Origin of the sequence: Pleurocapsa minor HA4230-MV1, assembly GCA_019359095.1 — a bacterium.
GTDB classification, from domain to species: domain Bacteria; phylum Cyanobacteriota; class Cyanobacteriia; order Cyanobacteriales; family Xenococcaceae; genus Waterburya; species Waterburya minor.
The window spans coordinates 38,373-54,082 of sequence record JAHHHZ010000034.1 but is presented as its reverse complement, the minus strand read 5'-3'; the positions used below and the strand labels follow the sequence as shown (position 1 = coordinate 54,082).

The following is a 15,710-nucleotide window of genomic DNA, read 5'->3' as shown; positions in this document are numbered from 1 at the left end:
ATGGGTAATAGGTAACAAGTTAAGCTAAGTAATCAGTAATTAGTAATTAGTAATCACCAATTAGCCACTAGCAAAAGAACGAAATGTACGAGCAAGCGATCGCAATTTTTCATAAGTTCGATCGCCAAATCGGCGCATCAGTGCTTGAGCAAGATTCAAACGGGCGTATTCCCAAGAACGTTGTAGCTGAGGATAATGAGCGATCGCTGAAGTACAAAATTGCCTAACTTGGTTGTAATCTTTATTATTCAAAGCTTTCCAGGCTAAGTAGAGATTGACCCGTCCATAGCCTCGATCTCTTAAATACAGTAATTCTGTTGGCGCAGATTCAAATGCTTTCTCAATAATTTGGTGAAAGGCTTGTAGTGTTTCTTGGCAGTTAGTAGATTTGCTACCAGAATGTTGGCGATATTTAACTAAAGGTTCTTTAATTGCACCAAATTGATAATGAGAAGCCAGACGAATCCACCAATCTAAATCTTCGAGAAACATTAAATCTCGATCGAATAAGCCAACAGTGTCAAAACATTCCCGACGGATTAAAGGAGTACTATCACAAGAACATACAGGTTGAAACTGCACCAGATGTTTCCAGACATCCCCTTCAGCTTGGGAAGTAACAACTTTACCTGTAGACTTTCCCTCTTCATCGATTAAAACTACAGAAGTATCTACCAACCCGATTGAGGAATGAGCATCTAAAAAATGTGCTTGCTTTTCTAACTTAGTTAATTCCCAAATATCGTCAGCATCAAAAAGGGCGATGTAAGCTCCTTGAGCGATCGCAATACCTTTATTGCGTGCAGCAGCAGAACCTTGATTTTCCTGAGTAATAAATTTTACTCGCGGATCGGTTAAACTTAAAACCCATTCAGCAGTGCGATCGCTACTGCCGTCATCAACAATAATTAATTCAAAGTCCCTAAAAGTTTGCTTCAAAACACTATCTACCGCTGCTGGCAAATAAGAGATGGCATTGTAAGTAGGAATGATTACAGATATTTTTGGTTTGTCGATTATTGGTTGCTCCATTACGGGCAGTAAATGCAGTTGGCGACGCGAAGCTATATGCGAAGCGGTATCCTTATCCGAAGGTGTCCTAAAGGACATTGTATCCTTGTAGTATACACCTGCGGATAGACCCTTTAGGGTTAAGAGTCCTTTAGGGCGAAATGGCTCTAGTTGTTCTTGGTTGCCAGTTACCTGTTGCTTGCGTGTGGCGATTGGGCTCCGCCCACGCTTCGCGATCGCATCGAGAATGGTATCACGATAATTAAGGGCTATGGTATCCCAATTAAACTTTGAAGCTTGTTGACGAGGTTTATTGCCCCAGTCGTGGTTTAAAGCTTGTGCAATAGTATCAGCATAGCTTTCTGGATTAGTTACATCACAAAGTAAGCCGCCATCACCAATAACGTAACGGCGCATTTCATCATCTGTAGCAACTACTGGTAAACCGCTAGCCATAGCTTCAAGATAAGCAAGTCCAAACGGTTCGTTCAAAGAAGGAAGTGTAAAAACATCTGCACTGCGATAAACTTCAGGCATTTGCTCATAGTTAGAATAATAAAGGGTAAAACGTTCTGAACCGAGGATTTTATTGCCAAGTTCCTCAAAATAACCGCGATCGGGCCCATCTCCACAAAGAAGTAAACTTGCTTGAGGTAAACGTGCTACTGCTGCGATCGCCAGTTCGATCCGCTTGTGACTATTGCGATTTAACCAAGCTACGCATAATACTATCGGTTTGGGTAAATTAAAATCGAGCTTACTGCCTTCTGGTGTAAACCTGGTAGAGTCTACTCCGTTGGGAATAATATTTACAGCTTGTTGTGATTTGATAGTTTGTGCAAACTTAGCTGTTGGAGGATTAAAAACTACCAGGCGATCTGGTTGAAAACGAAGATTTCTGGCTAAACACTTACCATCAGCTAATAAACCACAATGCTCTGTAAACATGATGGGTATTCCAGTCAAGGCTCTGACAAAGGCAGCCATTGCTAAACCTCCGTAATCATTATTGGGAAAAATTAAATCGGGCTTTTGATGTAGCAAATGAAGAGCGCAAGGGAAAAAGTTGGTTAAATGTTCCACAACAATTTCAGGATGTCCAATGTGATTTTTCCATAGAGGAGCGATAAGAGGGTGACGCACTAATTCATAAGCATCTGTGCGAGAAATACCGCCAGCAGGACGACTAAAATCTCCACATGGAACACCACTTAAAAGCTCAACCTCAAAATAAGAACAAAGACGACGAGCCAATTCCAAAGCAAAGATTTCTGAACCTCCACTCCAATTGACACCGACACTTGGATGAACAATGGCAATTTTATAAGGTTTACCCGTATCGGGATTATTAGAAAGTAATTCAATTTTTTGAGAATTAATAGACGTTTGAATCATGATTTGTTGATTGTTAATAGTTGATTACTTTCTGCTTCCACTCCCCACTCCCAGCCAGCAACAGCCAGCACAGTCCACCAATAAGACCAGAGGGTTGTGTGAGTCCAGATGTTTTCGGTTAACATCCCGACCAGCATGGCTGCAAATAAAGCCAGAAGAATTAAGCAAAAATCGTTTTGTTCTTTGTTTTTGGTTGTCTGACGTAGTAATTGAACTAGACGTATACCTTGAGCAGCCAGAAAAGTTAAAAAAGTTGCTAAACCTACTAATCCGCTTTCTGCGAGGGCGCGAACGTAATCGTTATGAGCTTCCAGATTATAAATACTTAAGTATTTACTAGTAGCCAAACCGTAGCCAAAAATAGGAAATTGTTGCCAAGCAGTCAAAAGATAATGCCATTGAGCAAGACGCCAGTTAAAACTGTTGTAGTCTGAATCTGAGAGCAAAATAGCTCTTGAGATATCGATGTTGGAATTAAATAAAGGCGTTTGCGCGAGTGATTGTAGGCGTTCTTGTCCAAAAGGAGTACTGATAAACAGTCCTAAAACTAACACCAGCAAAAGTACACCACCAATTAAATTAAGCCAATTAAATTTAGGTGCAATAGTTACCAACACAAAAATGCCTAGCATTGCTAAAACCACCATTGTTCTAGTTCCAATTAACATCAAGGTGAGTACACCAAGTAGCAGCAACCAAAACAAGCGATTTGATGACCAAGAAATATACTTCTGATCTCTATGTTTCTGACCTCTGTACGTCGCCCAACTTACTGCACCCCTGTTTGACTTCTGGCTTTGGGTGAAGCGACTTGAGCAACGTAAGCGCCAATAAGTTAAGCCAATAAAAAACAAGATAAAAGTAGCAAAAGCATTAGGATGACCAAGAGTGCCATTAAGGCGATCGCCATGATAAGTAGCTAAAAAACTGGGTAAAACTGAGTCTGGGAAGATTAACTGTAAGAAACCTGCGCAAATTGGTGTAATTAAAGCAATAAATAGTATAGAAATTATTTTTTGAGGTTTAACTCGCCCTTTAAGTTGCATTATTAACAAATACACCATCAACCAAGAAAATAAGCGCGTCCATTCACGTACGTTATCTCCCAAAACTTCAGTTCCTAGTCCCAAACCACCAAAAACACAGAGAATTAGCCACAAAGCTTGCCAAAGCACCCAACCAGCTAAAAACAACCACAACCAATCAACATTGACGGTTTGCTGTGTTAATAATAAACAGGTGACATAAACTAATGTCAGTCCACTAACCCCAACTGCATAGGCAGCAGGCAACTGTTGCGCAGAGAAAATATCGAGAGAACTACGTAGGATGAGCAAACCCATCACTGCTAACTCGAATTCAGCGAAAAAGCAGACAAATACCACTGCAGCTATTAGCAGCAAGACTAAATATAAAGGTTGCGCCCCAGCTAACCATCCTGTAGCTATACCCAACAACACACCAAAAACTCCAATCCAAAATGTCAGAGGTGACGTTCTCTTCCAAGTATCGGTAAAACTTTGATTCCTATTCAATTCAATTTCAGAATTTTTGCTGGTCAACATCCTATTGATTACTTGCTACTTCTTATTACCTATTAATTGCTACCCGTCACAGCCTTATATTCATACATTCCATAGTGATAAAACCTTTCAGTGCGAGTATCAGTACCATTGATAGCAACGCCCAAGATATTAATGCGATTTTTATTTAACTCTGAAACTGCTCGTACAAATACATCCTTTTGGGTAAAGTTGGGGCGGGCAACCATTAGTAAACCGTCGCTATCGCGACTTAAAGTTACTGCATCAACGCAACTTGTTACTGGTGGAGTGTCGAGAATGACGAAATCGTATTCCTTGGCAGCTTCCGCCAGCAGAGTATGCATTCTTGGCGACTCAAAAAATTGAGAAGGATGCAGTTGTGATTCTCCACAAGTTAAAACTGATAAATTATCGATTTTAGTGTGCTGAACTGCTTCTGCTAGAGCAATCTCACCCTTAATTACATTCGTTAAACCAGGTTGCGCTTGTAAATTAAATAGTTTGTGCTGTTTAGGTCGTCGCAAATCAGCATCAATAATCAAGGTTTTTTTGGCTAAAGTTGCCGATATTGCTGCCAAATGGGAGACTAGAGTAGACTTTCCTTCTTCTGCTAAAGTACTGCTAACTACTAAAGTTTTTAAATCATTAGGAGAGCGAAATTTTAGAGCAGTCAACAGGGTGCGATAAGATTCCAAAGTAGTAATATCTGTCAAAAATGCTTCTGGTCGACCTTGAAAAGAAGGAGGAAGAATAGGCAGAACTCCCAAAACAGATAAATTTACTAGTGCTTCAGCTTCTGTGGCATTAGATAGTCGGTCATTCAATAATTCGAGGAGTAATACCATCCCAACTGAGAGAATTAGACCGCTTGCACCAGCTATAGACATTACTATTGGTACTTTTGGCCAGCTTGCTGCTGCTGGTGGTTCGGCAGAGTCAATAACTCTCAAATTGCGAACTTGTTGAGCTTCAGCAATACGTGCTTCTTCCAGTTTTCGTTGTAAGAATTCTAATGAGACAGCAGCCTCTTGACGCTGACGCATTATTCCTGCTAGTGCTTGTTCTTTAATCGGTAATTGATCGAGGCTAGCTTGTAATTTAGCTTTTTGAGCGCGAATAGCACCTAATTTTTTTTCGATTGACGATATTTCAATCTGCCCTAAAATAACTTTGCTAGCAAGATCTTGGCTAAATTGGTCGGAGGCTGACTTAGAAGAATTTGCCGATAACTTAATGTTGGGTTCGACACCAGATTTTTCTTTATAGAGAGAACGTATAGCTTCGCGATTTTCCAGTAAATTTAACACAACAGGATTGGTATCAGTCAAACGCGATCGCGCTACAGCTATTTCTGATTCTAGATTTACTAGTCTATCTCGCAAATTTTTTAGTTCTTGAGCTTGTCCGCTACGCACTGCTGCATAGGTTTCTTTTAAGCTGGTGTTGTCAGTTACTTGTTTTAAAGATTGATTGCGCTGCTTAGATTCCTCTAGTCCAGCAGATAATTTTCTTTCTTCGTCTTCTAAAGTGGTCAAGCTGGTAATTAAATTTCTAGTTTGAGTATTGTCTTGACCATTCACATCTGCCAAAGATACTAATTTTTGACTGCGTTTGTAATCAGAAAGAGCAGCTTCAGCTTGAACAAGTTCAGCTCGTTTTTTGGGAACTTCAGCTTCTAAAAATTTTCTGGTGGAACTAGCTTCAGAACGAATTGCCGCCCCATTTTCTACCATCATGGCGTTGGTTACCGCATTCAAAATCTTGGCACTGAGAACAGGATTTTTATGACGATAACTTAATTCCAACAGATTTGTAGCTGGAATAATAGTAGTTTTTAACTTTGTTTTTAACTGATTTGGCGTTAATTTCGCTAAATTTGGCGATTTTTTTGTTTCTGAAGACAACTGAGTAATAGCAGATTCCAAAACACTTTGCGATCGCGCTAGTTCTGCTTGAATCGCGATCGGATTAGAACCCGCTATATTAGATTGTGCGCTGAGATTACGTCCTAATTCGGATACACTAGCTTGATTATTATCAAGCATCAGTCTAACTCTTGCCTCATATAGGCGTGGTGTAAAAATCAAGTATGCTATAGCTCCCCCAAGAACAGAGAGAAATGTAGCGATCGCAGGTACACGATGTCTATGAAAAACTATTGGTAAGAGGGAAAAGTTTGGCTCTCTCATGATAATTTAGATCGAGTTGGGTTTTGATAAGGGTCAAAACAGGTAGTGGGTAGTAGATAGGAAATAGGAAATAGGAAATAGGAAGTAGATCGATTACTCATTACTCATTACTCATTACTTGTTCCTCAACTTTCGGTCATAGGCGGAAATGGGGAGGAGCTGACGGAATTAGAAGAAGTCGTCTCGTACAATCTCAAAGTTTCGGTAGTGATTTTGTCCCAGTTATAGTTAGCTTCTACGCACTTTTGTGCCTCTTTTGCCATAATTGCTAGCTCTTCGGGACGTTGAATTGCCAAGTCTAGTGCCAAGATCAAAGATTCTAGATCTCCAGATGGAAAAAGCATTCCTTTTCCCTCATCAAGTAATTGCCGATGGGGAGGAATATCACTGGCTACAACTGGCACGCCTTCTCGCATTGCTTCTAGCATCGCTAAGGGCAACCCTTCTACATCTGAAGGAAGTACAAAAAATCCTGCTCCTCGAACAATTTCTGCTAGATGTTTGCCATAAAGTTGCCCTGTAAACACCACATTAGGATTAGCATTAGTTAAATTAGCGATCTGCTGGGCAAAAGAATTTGTATCACTAGTGCTACCGACGATCGCTAGTTTCCATCCCAGGGGTTTAAGAGCTTGGAAGGCTTCAATTAATAATTCAGGACGTTTCTCTGGCACAAGTCTACCCACAAAGGTAATGTAACGTTTTTGGCACAAACCTAATGAAGTACCATAAGAAAAATCAGAGTTTGTTGGCGGATAGCTGCTGGGAGCATTCGGAATATAAACCGTTTCTCGACCATACATTTCTCTAAAATAAGAACGCAATTCTTCAGATACCACAATAATTTTGTCGGCAAAACGCACTCCAGCCTTTTCACCCAGATGTAGTAATTGACTGGAAAAATTCCCCCATTTAGCACGTTGCCAGTCCAGTCCTTGACAACTGACAATAACTTTTGAGGGAAAAAGTGAAGTAATTTTTGGCAGCCAAGTAAATAGAGAAGGGCCCAAAGCATGAAAATGGACGATATCATATTGACCGCTGCTAGCCAACATAGCTCCTAGTAGAGAACTAAATAATGCATCTATTCCTCTTAACTTTAAACAGGGAAGAGAAATCACTCGAACTCTCTTAAAGTAATATTGTTTCATCCAAGGAGAGTCGATATAAGAGGAGCGAGCGAACAAATCGATAGAATGACCCCGCTCGACCATACGAGGGTAGATTTCTTGGCAATAATGTTCAATACCGCCTTGTTTAGCTGGCAACCCTTTGGTACCAATAACTGCAATTTTCATCAGGAGTAGTCTCTTTAAATCTTTACTTTTAACTTTTAACTTCCGCGCAGCGATACTAGACGTAGTTTAATTTCGTCTGCCAACGAGATAACATATTTTTGTAAACAGCACTGACGATCGCCTTAGCACTATAAGGCTCAGCAACTCTTACGCAAGCCTCAATCGGATAATTTTCTGGATGGGTCAAAACCTCTTTCAAGGCATCTGCGATCGCTTGACTATTGCGTTCTTGGCAAACAATGCCACTATGAACATCAAGTAGTTTTGGGGTTTCACCGCATGATGTTGTCACCACTGGAGTTCCACAGGCAAGTGCTTCAAGAGCTACCAGAGGTAAACCTTCATAGGTACTAGTTAAAACAAAAACGCTACAGATGCGCTGTAAATCTGCTAATTCTGCTTGATCTACTGAGCCAAGCATGGTTACTTGTTGAGCAATTTTTAGACGTTCGATTTCTGCTTGTACTTGTGCTGCTAACTCTCCATCACCTGCTATCAAAAGATGAGCATTGGGATCATTTAAAGTAGCAAAAGAACGAACCAGTAACAGGGGATCTTTTTGAGGGTGAAGACGACCAGCAAATAAGATGAACTGCGTTTGAGCGGATAATCTAAACTGCTTTGCCAATATACGTCTACCTTCTTCGCGTTGTGCCGATGTTAATGAATAAAAAATCTCGCCATCTACAGAGTTTTTGATGTAAAAAACGCGCTCGGCTATACTTGGATAACTCTGCTGATAATGTTTGACTGAGTTAGTATTACAAGCAAAAATTTGGGAGAACTGATTAACCAGCGCTCGTTCTAGAGCAAAATATCCTGTCGGAAAATAACGCCATAAAATAGCATTTTTACTGTCTGAAGATTGCATTTGTTTTTGGATATCATTATGAACAAACAAAGTCTTTTCTCCAGACCAATTAAGTGCTGCAAGTGTTGGTTCAAGTCGATGAAAATGCATAAAATCAGAGGCGAGACCTTGTCTCAAAAGAGCAGCAGTGTATTTAATTGTCGTCGGAACTAAAGTTCTAAAGTTATCATTTAGCAGTGTAAACAAAGGTAAAAAGTAAATTTCTTTATCTGCTAATTTCACTTTTTGCCACTTACCTTTTGGCAAGTTAGGCTGGTTTGATATACCTACCAAACGAACCTCAAACTCACTCGGAGCATACTTAATAAAAGAACGTATGACTGTCTGAATTCCCCCTATGCTAGGTTTGCCAGGATCGAATTGATAAAAAATAGTTAAAACAGGTTTGCGCATAGGTATTAAATACTTTCAGAATAATCTGGTTTCTAGAAGTAGAATATTTAAAAAAATAAAAAATATTTACTACTTCTTCAAAACTTGTTTTAACTTTTTATCTACTTGATTCAGCTAATTAGTTACTTTTTATGGTAAAAAATGTAATTAAATTATCATTTTTTGCTTTAAATATTTTTAGATATCAAAGTTATTCTTAACCAAAATCTTATGTGTAAAAATGTCAACTATCCATATTAGCCAGTTGTATTAGTATCAATTTTATCTTTTATTTTCAAAAAGTTATCAGTCTAAAGATATAGTTTGCTATCTTTCAAGAGCAACTTTGTGCAAAGTAATCGATCGGAGCGAAAATAGCTATGATTCAGGGTGTGAAGTTGGTTTTAGTGAGATTGAGCTAGTTATCATCTTTAGTAAACCCTATTTAAAACTGCCATAAAAATATCGTGCGTAAGAGTCAAACTATCAACTTTGTAATTATAGTGAGCGTTTTATTCAGTCTGCTCGTCGAAAATTCGCGATCGCTAACTATTACTAATCGCGATCTTGACACTTCAACTCAATTAACTGTCACTTCAAATCAACGTGACAAGTGGCTACAACCTTTCGCATCTAATTCAATTTGGAATATGCCAATCGGTTCGGAAGCTGTTTATCAACCAGCAAATCTTCAACCAGCAGGATATTTGGCTACAGATCGAGAATATTTTTATCAACTAAAAGCCGACGATCCTCAGCGTTCAGTATACGCACCTGGTAATTTTGGGCCAGGACGTTGTACAGGCACCGAATCGATGGAAATTTCTTTACCTGTTCCCGATGACTTAATCGTACCAGATGCTACAAATGAGCCTTACTCTACTCCTAATAATGCCTCTGCTTTTTTGATGCCTGATGGCGAAACTATTGAACAATTCCAACCTCTAGCAAGATGTGAACCAGGAGGTAATATTTATGGATGGCGCAATCCTTGGGGTGGAGTCAGTATATATGGTGATGGCATTCAAGGCACTCATTTTGGTTCTGGACTCTCAGCCATTGGTGGTTCGATTCGTCTTGGAGAACTGACTAGCGATCGCGATCCGATTCCTCATGCTTTAAAAATTAATATCTGGGGAGAAAAGTATCTTTACTACTCCGACAGTGTTCCAGGTTATCGTTGGCCAGCAGACCGTTCTGATTCCTATGCAGCAGAACGCTATGGGGGGAGAAATCCTAAATTAGTACAAGGAACACTCTTAGCCATTCCTCCTGAAATCTCAAAAGCCAGCTTACAACTACAAACATCAGTTGGCGAAAAACTCTTTGACGCTTTCCAAAATTATGGTGCATACATAGTAGACGATGCTCATTGGGATGCTCATTATTTAGCAGTAGAAAATGGAGTCAATGAAGAGTTTCGAGAAAAATATGGTTACGATTTTGAAGGTAATAATAGTCCATTCTACGAAGATGTCATGAAATTATTTCAAACTCTTTACATCGTCGATAATAACGAACCTAGCAACATTGCTGGTGGAGGGAGAAGACGAGTTGCATTAGCTCCAGCGATCTGACGTTAGGTAGTAGGTAGTGGGTAGTCTTTTAAGGCAAATCGGCGATCGCCAATTTACCCCTAAAAACTAAGCTTTACTTCTTTACCTGGTTTCCATTACGTTAGTTAAGCGTTCAATTGCACTAGTAAGTCTTTCTTGAGCAACAAGATTCGCATCAGGTGCTTCTTCTTCTGCTAAAGCCTCTTGACGAATTAGACGTTTTTTAGCTTTCTCAAATGCTTGCACCAGTAGATAAATACAGAAGGCAATCACCAAAAAGTTGAGAACTGCCGCTAAAAATAAACCATACTGAACTCCTCCAGCAGACAGTTCGGCTAATCTATCTACTCCAGCAGCCTTCATGGCGGGATTTAAGATCACAGGAGTAATAATATCGGCGACTAACGAATCAACAATTTTACTAAATGCGGCACCAATAATTACAGCTACTGCTAAATCAATAACATTACCGCGCATAATAAAGTCGCGAAAGCCTGAGAGAAATCCTCCTGCTGCTTCTGATCCTCTTCTAACCATAATTGTATAATCCTACTAAATTTAAAAAGTTCTCTTAATTTTATTTTTTTCTTTTATCGATCTTCAAAATTATAAGTGCTTGACACGACACAATAAATTTAAATTTCATAAAGAATTTGTGTTAAATGTATCAAAACAGCGACTAAATTATCGAGTTCTAGAATACTATTGAGCAGCTAAAATTTCTAACTGTTGCCAGCATAAATATAAAGCGCGAGGAACATGAAAACAGCCTTTCCATTTACCTCCTTTAAGATTTAGTAATAACTCTCCTCGACAGTTTAGGTAGCCAAACCATTCCCCATACTCAGAATCGGAGAAGTGATTCCAAGTATAATTATGAACTTGTTTAAACCATTCTAAGCACTCTGTTCGTCCAGTAAGATTAAATCCCATCAATAATGCTACTAACGTTTCCAGATGTACCCACCATAGCTTTTGATCCCACTCTAGCTGCTGGAGAGGATGTCTCTGTGCATCCATCAAATAATAAATACCCTGATATTCCTTGTCCCAACCAAACTCTAGAGTATTTATGACAACATCAACTGCCTGATTGATTAAATCCAAATCGTCGCGACGACGGGCAATATCTATCACAAACCACATAGCTTCAATACCATGACCAGGATTAATTAATCTACCGTCAAAACAATCTAAATGTTTGCCTTCGGGGGTAACGTTTTCATACATTAATCCTGTTGCAGAATCGCGAAAATCCTGCATGACTTCTTGCACTGTGCGCTCAAGAATTGTCTCTAATTCACTATCTTCGAGTAGCCAATCCATTTCTAAAGACAGATTGGCTAAAATCATCGGTACGGCTAGACTTTTTAGCGATCGCGTTCCTGGATAAGCTTTATTATATTTACCCTTGGGATTATGCTGACGACGCAACACGTTATTATATGCCTGCAAGGCAATCTCTTGCGCCGATTTCTCCCCCGAAGCCAAAGCATATTGACTAAAAGCCATCGCTGCAAAACAATCAGAAAAAATATTATAAGGCTGCACCAAAGGCTGTCCTGTTCGATCTAAAGCAAAATACCAGTTACCTTCCTCATCTCGACCATATTTTGCCAGAAACTCAGCACCATGACGCGCAACATCTAGCCACTCAGGTTTTTTTTCTAACCGATTGTAGAGCATCGAATAAGTCCATACCTGACGGTTTTGTAGCCAGATGAACTTATCGGTATCGTAGACATTTCCCACTCGATCTAAACAGGTAAAATAGCCTCCATATTGGCGATCGAGCGAATGCTGTGACCAAAAGGGCAAAACATTATCAAGTAAGGTACTTTTATATAGTTCAGCCAGTCTCTTAAATTGTTTCATCATATCCATAAACTTGGGAAAGTTACGCATTAATCATAACTTTGGTAGATTTATTAGCCAGTTATAATCTTAGTTAAGTAGGTAGGCAAAATAATTGATCAAACCCCTACCCTTAGAGCTATTTGTTACTCGTCCTAAAGGACGACGCGAAGCTAGTCATAAAGGATAAGCTTCGTGACCAGAGGGAATCCTTTAGGGCAAATGCCGTGGCATACCGCTCCGCATATTACTCGTTACTCGTTACTCGTTACTCGTTACTTGTTACTCCCTAACCTCATTTCCAATTTAATTACACCCACCTACTTATGTTACTTGTGGGATGAAATCCGCTCTTTACTAAAAGCTAGCTTATCCCTATCTTGAAGATCTAGAGTACAACTAAATATAAAGAGCAACAGAAGCGCAAATTAGAAATTTTTATTAAGTAAACGCTTGCCAGCAACAAGAGCAAAAAGGTTGATGCTAATCTAAACAAAGAACCAGAAGTCATTGTTGACTCAAAAATAGCTTCAACAGACTTGGGATTCAACTGGCAGTATTCTCTGCTCAATTAGAGTAATATTGCATTTCTTGCTACTGAAGATTACTTAATTATTCAATTATCATCTCGATTATTCCTTGGTTAGAGATTTGTTTGAAGCAAAATGCAAAAGTCTAGATTATGACACCACTTAACGCCACTAGTGCAGATTTTGAGCAGGCTGCCTTAGCGAGGTTCCGTTCATTAGTAGGGTTTTTACCTCAAGACAGCCTAATTTTTCGCGAATTATCGGGTCGTTCTACAGTTTTATGCTTAGATTTTGTTAATTGTCCCCATTTATTTAGTGTAGACCAAGAACAAATACGTACTTTGTCTCAGGCGATCGCTGAACTAGGTTTAGCTGATTCCATGATTTTTCGGCTGGGTAGCAAAATTGTGGGCTGGCAAAAGGTTATGCTTTAGTCTTGGGCCTTATTTTGCTAGTTACTGGGAAAAATTGGGATAAAATCTTTAATTGTTAAAGTAGGATTAACCCCTGAATTTGAAGGAAAGAAACTACCGTCAACTACATAGAGATTGTTTAGCTCAAGCGATTAGGCTCCCCTAAAGGACTCCTAAAGGATACCGCTTCGCATATAGCTCCGCGTGACGCGACGTTAGGAGCTAATCCTTTAGGACGCGCCTAGCCTTCGGATCGCCCTTTCAGCAGGAGAAGTTGAGTGGCAATATCTTAAAAGCTAAAAGCTAATAGCTCTTAGCCAGTTGACAAACATCGTAGTCCCTTAACTTGTCACCAATGGTGAATAGGTATTCATTAGCTAATAAATCCACTTTATTGTCTCAAGCTCAAGGCAGGTAAGATGTCACAAAATTGTTTGCCTCCATAATTTGGTGTATTTTTTATTAGTTAGTAATCATCCACCAAAAGTTATAAAAATTACAGGATGAGCATGAGCTAAATATGGCTTTTTTTGAGCGAGTTAACTTTAAAATTAACAAATATTATTCATATAATCTATACTTTAAATTAAAAATTTTAGCTAAAAATTGACAATTCAATTTAACAATTTTTACTTAAAATACAGTTAAAATTAATAATATTTAAATGTGATGTCGATTGTGATATTAATGACATTTCATAATTTCTTAGAATTGCCTCAGAGTATAGCAAAAACCAATAAAAATATCATTATAATATCGAGATTTTATCTGTCAAAAAAAAGCTCTATCCTAAGATAGTGCAGACAAAAAATTTAACAAATTAAGATTAATACATATGTTCATTTCAGAGAACAAACTTTTTCAAGCTGACTGGTATGCAGTTTACCAATATATACCATCAACACTTTTAAATAATTTACTTATAGGAGACCCCAACTCATGTTTTTTCACAAAAAAGAAACCATTCACAATGTTGATATAAAAGAAGCAAATCCCCGCTTTGCTCAACTGTTGCTAGAGCAATTTGGTGGTGCTACTGGAGAACTGTCTGCTGCCTTACAATATTGGGTGCAATCATTTCATGTTGAAAATCCAGCGATTAAAGATATGCTCCAAGACATTGCAGTTGAAGAGTTCGGTCACTTAGAAATGGTAGGTAAAATGATCGAAGCTCATACTAAAAATGTAGATCAGACCGAAGCATACAAAAGTACTTTGTTTGCCGTGCGGGGAATGGGACCTCATTTTATCGACAGTCAAGGTAGTGCTTGGACAGCAACTTATCTGAATGAAGGCGGTGATGTCGTACGCGATCTACGTGCTAATATTGCCGCAGAAGCGGGAGCGCGTCAAACTTATGAAGCGTTGATTAAGTTAGCGCCAGATGAAGGAACTAAAAAAACTCTAGTACATTTATTGACTCGTGAGATTTCTCATACAAAAATGTTTATGAATGCACTGAATGATATGGGCAAGCTTACTGAACCCTTCTTTGGCAACGTTCAGCCCGATGAGACAGTAGATCTTTACTACAATCTATCAACTTCTACTTCAGCAGACGGCTCAAGCGTTGAAGTCGATCAACGGGGTTCCTGGAATCAAGAGCCTGACTTTAGGTATGTTGCCCACCCCGAAGCCAACCATTCTCCGACAGCCAATTAAAAATATTGCCTCAATTAAAAGCTGATAAAAAGTTAGTTAGCGATCGCTAACTAACAAAAATATCAAGATGCTGCTTTCAACATATGGTAGGTAATCATTAACTGAGTTAAAGCCAAAGGATAACTCTGTAGAGTTTCTCCAGTCGTTCCCACCAGCTTACCTAGTTCTTGGTTTCCTTCCAAACTACAGAATTGACCCAGGTAAGGCACTTCATTACACATAATTTTTTCTAATTCCTTAACCTGTTCCATCGTGGCATGTCCATCTATTTCTAAGATATCTACAGGTTTGCCCATATCACGACTTAAACCCAAGCGAATAGCCTCACCTAAATGATTTCCCTGAGCATTAAGAATTGAAGTTAGTTCTGGGTGAGGAATAGTCGGACGTAAAATGAGATTGGCATTCAGCAACAGGTCAGCAGCCAAATTTTCCTCTTCTGGCGGATAGAAAGAAACAACCATATCTGCCCATTTGCGTTGGGGACGGATAAAAGCTTCTGAATCTGGCTCTCTTTGGCGCAGTTGCTCCATTACCTGTTCTTCGTTGTAACCTCTTTTACGTGTATCCCGTTTAATTTTCCAAGTGGCACGCAGAGATTCTGGAGGAGCAAGATAAGTCTTAACGTCATAACTATCCCGCATTGCACGAGTAGAATAGCCTAGTAAGCCTTCAACAATGACGTATTTAGTCGGTTCAATATATTCTGGCGGATCGAACGCTCCTGTAGAGTGATTATAAATTGGCTTGAGGATAGCTTGCCCCTCTCGCAATAGCGCCAGATGCTGCTCAATAATGTCTAAATAGTTACAGTCGGGGTGGAGAGCGGAAATTTTCATTTCGGCCCGTTGCTTGCGGTCATAACGATGGTAATCATCAGTACAGATGATCGTCACCTGATCTTCTCCCAATATTTGAGCAATCCCCTTGGTTAAAGTCGTCTTACCCGCTGCACTATCACCAACTATGCCAAGAATAATCGTTTTCTCACTCATACATTTCTCCTTCCCAGAAA

The 15,710-nt window shown here is 39.3% G+C and carries 11 protein-coding genes and 1 pseudogene; 3 read left to right on the top strand and 9 right to left on the bottom strand.

The features are described from left to right. Positions 1-60 precede the first annotated feature (60 nt). From KME09_23405 to KME09_23385, 5 genes are all read right to left on the bottom strand, one after another. Positions 61-2,406, bottom strand: coding sequence for a glycosyltransferase (locus tag KME09_23405; protein MBW4536881.1), 2,346 nt, complete (start codon positions 2,404-2,406; stop codon positions 61-63). Further along, positions 2,403-3,971, bottom strand: coding sequence for an O-antigen ligase family protein (locus KME09_23400; protein MBW4536880.1), 1,569 nt, complete (start codon positions 3,969-3,971; stop codon positions 2,403-2,405). Before KME09_23400 ends, KME09_23405 begins: the two co-directional genes overlap by 4 nt. A gap of 32 nt (positions 3,972-4,003) precedes the next feature. Further along, the gene (locus KME09_23395; protein MBW4536879.1) at positions 4,004-6,139 is read right to left on the bottom strand and encodes a polysaccharide biosynthesis tyrosine autokinase; all 2,136 of its coding nucleotides are present in this window, start codon (positions 6,137-6,139) and stop codon (positions 4,004-4,006) included. A 125-nt stretch (positions 6,140-6,264) separates the two neighbouring features. Next, a complete protein-coding gene (locus KME09_23390; protein MBW4536878.1) occupies positions 6,265-7,437 on the bottom strand; it encodes a glycosyltransferase family 4 protein in 1,173 nt (390 codons plus the stop codon). Between the two features lie 55 nt (positions 7,438-7,492). Then, positions 7,493-8,701: a glycosyltransferase gene (locus tag KME09_23385; GenBank protein ID MBW4536877.1), complete on the bottom strand. Its 1,209-nt coding sequence runs from the start codon at positions 8,699-8,701 to the stop codon at positions 7,493-7,495. A 482-nt stretch (positions 8,702-9,183) separates the two neighbouring features. On the opposite strand from KME09_23385, the gene KME09_23380 reads away from it, so the two are divergent. Next, on the top strand, positions 9,184-10,257 hold the full coding sequence (locus KME09_23380) for a hypothetical protein (GenBank protein MBW4536876.1): 1,074 nt from the start codon (positions 9,184-9,186) through the stop codon (positions 10,255-10,257). 81 nt (positions 10,258-10,338) lie between these two features. Here KME09_23380 and mscL read toward each other — a convergent pair whose 3' ends face one another. Together mscL and KME09_23370 are read right to left on the bottom strand one after the other, a co-directional pair. Beyond that, entirely contained in the window at positions 10,339-10,773 is a 435-nt protein-coding gene (mscL, locus tag KME09_23375) for a large conductance mechanosensitive channel protein MscL (GenBank protein ID MBW4536875.1), read from the bottom strand. Positions 10,774-10,938: 165 nt separating this feature from the next. After that, entirely contained in the window at positions 10,939-12,114 is a 1,176-nt protein-coding gene (locus tag KME09_23370) for an AGE family epimerase/isomerase (GenBank protein MBW4536874.1), read from the bottom strand. Positions 12,115-12,772: 658 nt separating this feature from the next. On the opposite strand from KME09_23370, the gene KME09_23365 reads away from it, so the two are divergent. Next, positions 12,773-13,054, top strand: a complete 282-nt coding sequence (locus KME09_23365) for a hypothetical protein (GenBank protein MBW4536873.1) — start codon at positions 12,773-12,775, stop codon at positions 13,052-13,054. Positions 13,055-13,071: 17 nt separating this feature from the next. Here KME09_23365 and KME09_23360 read toward each other — a convergent pair. Beyond that, positions 13,072-13,179 (bottom strand): annotated as a pseudogene (locus tag KME09_23360) (GMC family oxidoreductase). A gap of 793 nt (positions 13,180-13,972) precedes the next feature. On the opposite strand from KME09_23360, the gene KME09_23355 reads away from it, so the two are divergent. Continuing rightward, a complete protein-coding gene (locus KME09_23355; protein ID MBW4536872.1) occupies positions 13,973-14,695 on the top strand; it encodes a manganese catalase family protein in 723 nt (240 codons plus the stop codon). 62 nt (positions 14,696-14,757) lie between these two features. On the opposite strand, the gene KME09_23350 is transcribed toward KME09_23355, so the two are convergent. After that, positions 14,758-15,690, bottom strand: coding sequence for a phosphoribulokinase (locus KME09_23350; GenBank protein MBW4536871.1), 933 nt, complete (start codon positions 15,688-15,690; stop codon positions 14,758-14,760). Between the last annotated feature and the right edge of the window lie 20 nt (positions 15,691-15,710).

Excerpts from the sequence above, each read along its gene's own strand:
- KME09_23395 (MBW4536879.1), bottom strand. The coding sequence starts at position 6,139 with ATGAGAGAGCCAAACTTTTCCCTCTTACCAATAGTTTTTCATAGACAT.
- KME09_23405 (MBW4536881.1), bottom strand. The coding sequence starts at position 2,406 with ATGATTCAAACGTCTATTAATTCTCAAAAAATTGAATTACTTTCTAAT.
- KME09_23355 (MBW4536872.1), top strand. The coding sequence starts at position 13,973 with ATGTTTTTTCACAAAAAAGAAACCATTCACAATGTTGATATAAAAGAA.
- KME09_23390 (MBW4536878.1), bottom strand. The coding sequence starts at position 7,437 with ATGAAAATTGCAGTTATTGGTACCAAAGGGTTGCCAGCTAAACAAGGC.
- KME09_23365 (MBW4536873.1), top strand. The coding sequence starts at position 12,773 with ATGACACCACTTAACGCCACTAGTGCAGATTTTGAGCAGGCTGCCTTA.
- KME09_23350 (MBW4536871.1), bottom strand. The coding sequence starts at position 15,690 with ATGAGTGAGAAAACGATTATTCTTGGCATAGTTGGTGATAGTGCAGCG.
- KME09_23370 (MBW4536874.1), bottom strand. The coding sequence starts at position 12,114 with ATGATGAAACAATTTAAGAGACTGGCTGAACTATATAAAAGTACCTTA.
- KME09_23385 (MBW4536877.1), bottom strand. The coding sequence starts at position 8,701 with ATGCGCAAACCTGTTTTAACTATTTTTTATCAATTCGATCCTGGCAAA.
- mscL (MBW4536875.1), bottom strand. The coding sequence starts at position 10,773 with ATGGTTAGAAGAGGATCAGAAGCAGCAGGAGGATTTCTCTCAGGCTTT.
- KME09_23400 (MBW4536880.1), bottom strand. The coding sequence starts at position 3,971 with ATGTTGACCAGCAAAAATTCTGAAATTGAATTGAATAGGAATCAAAGT.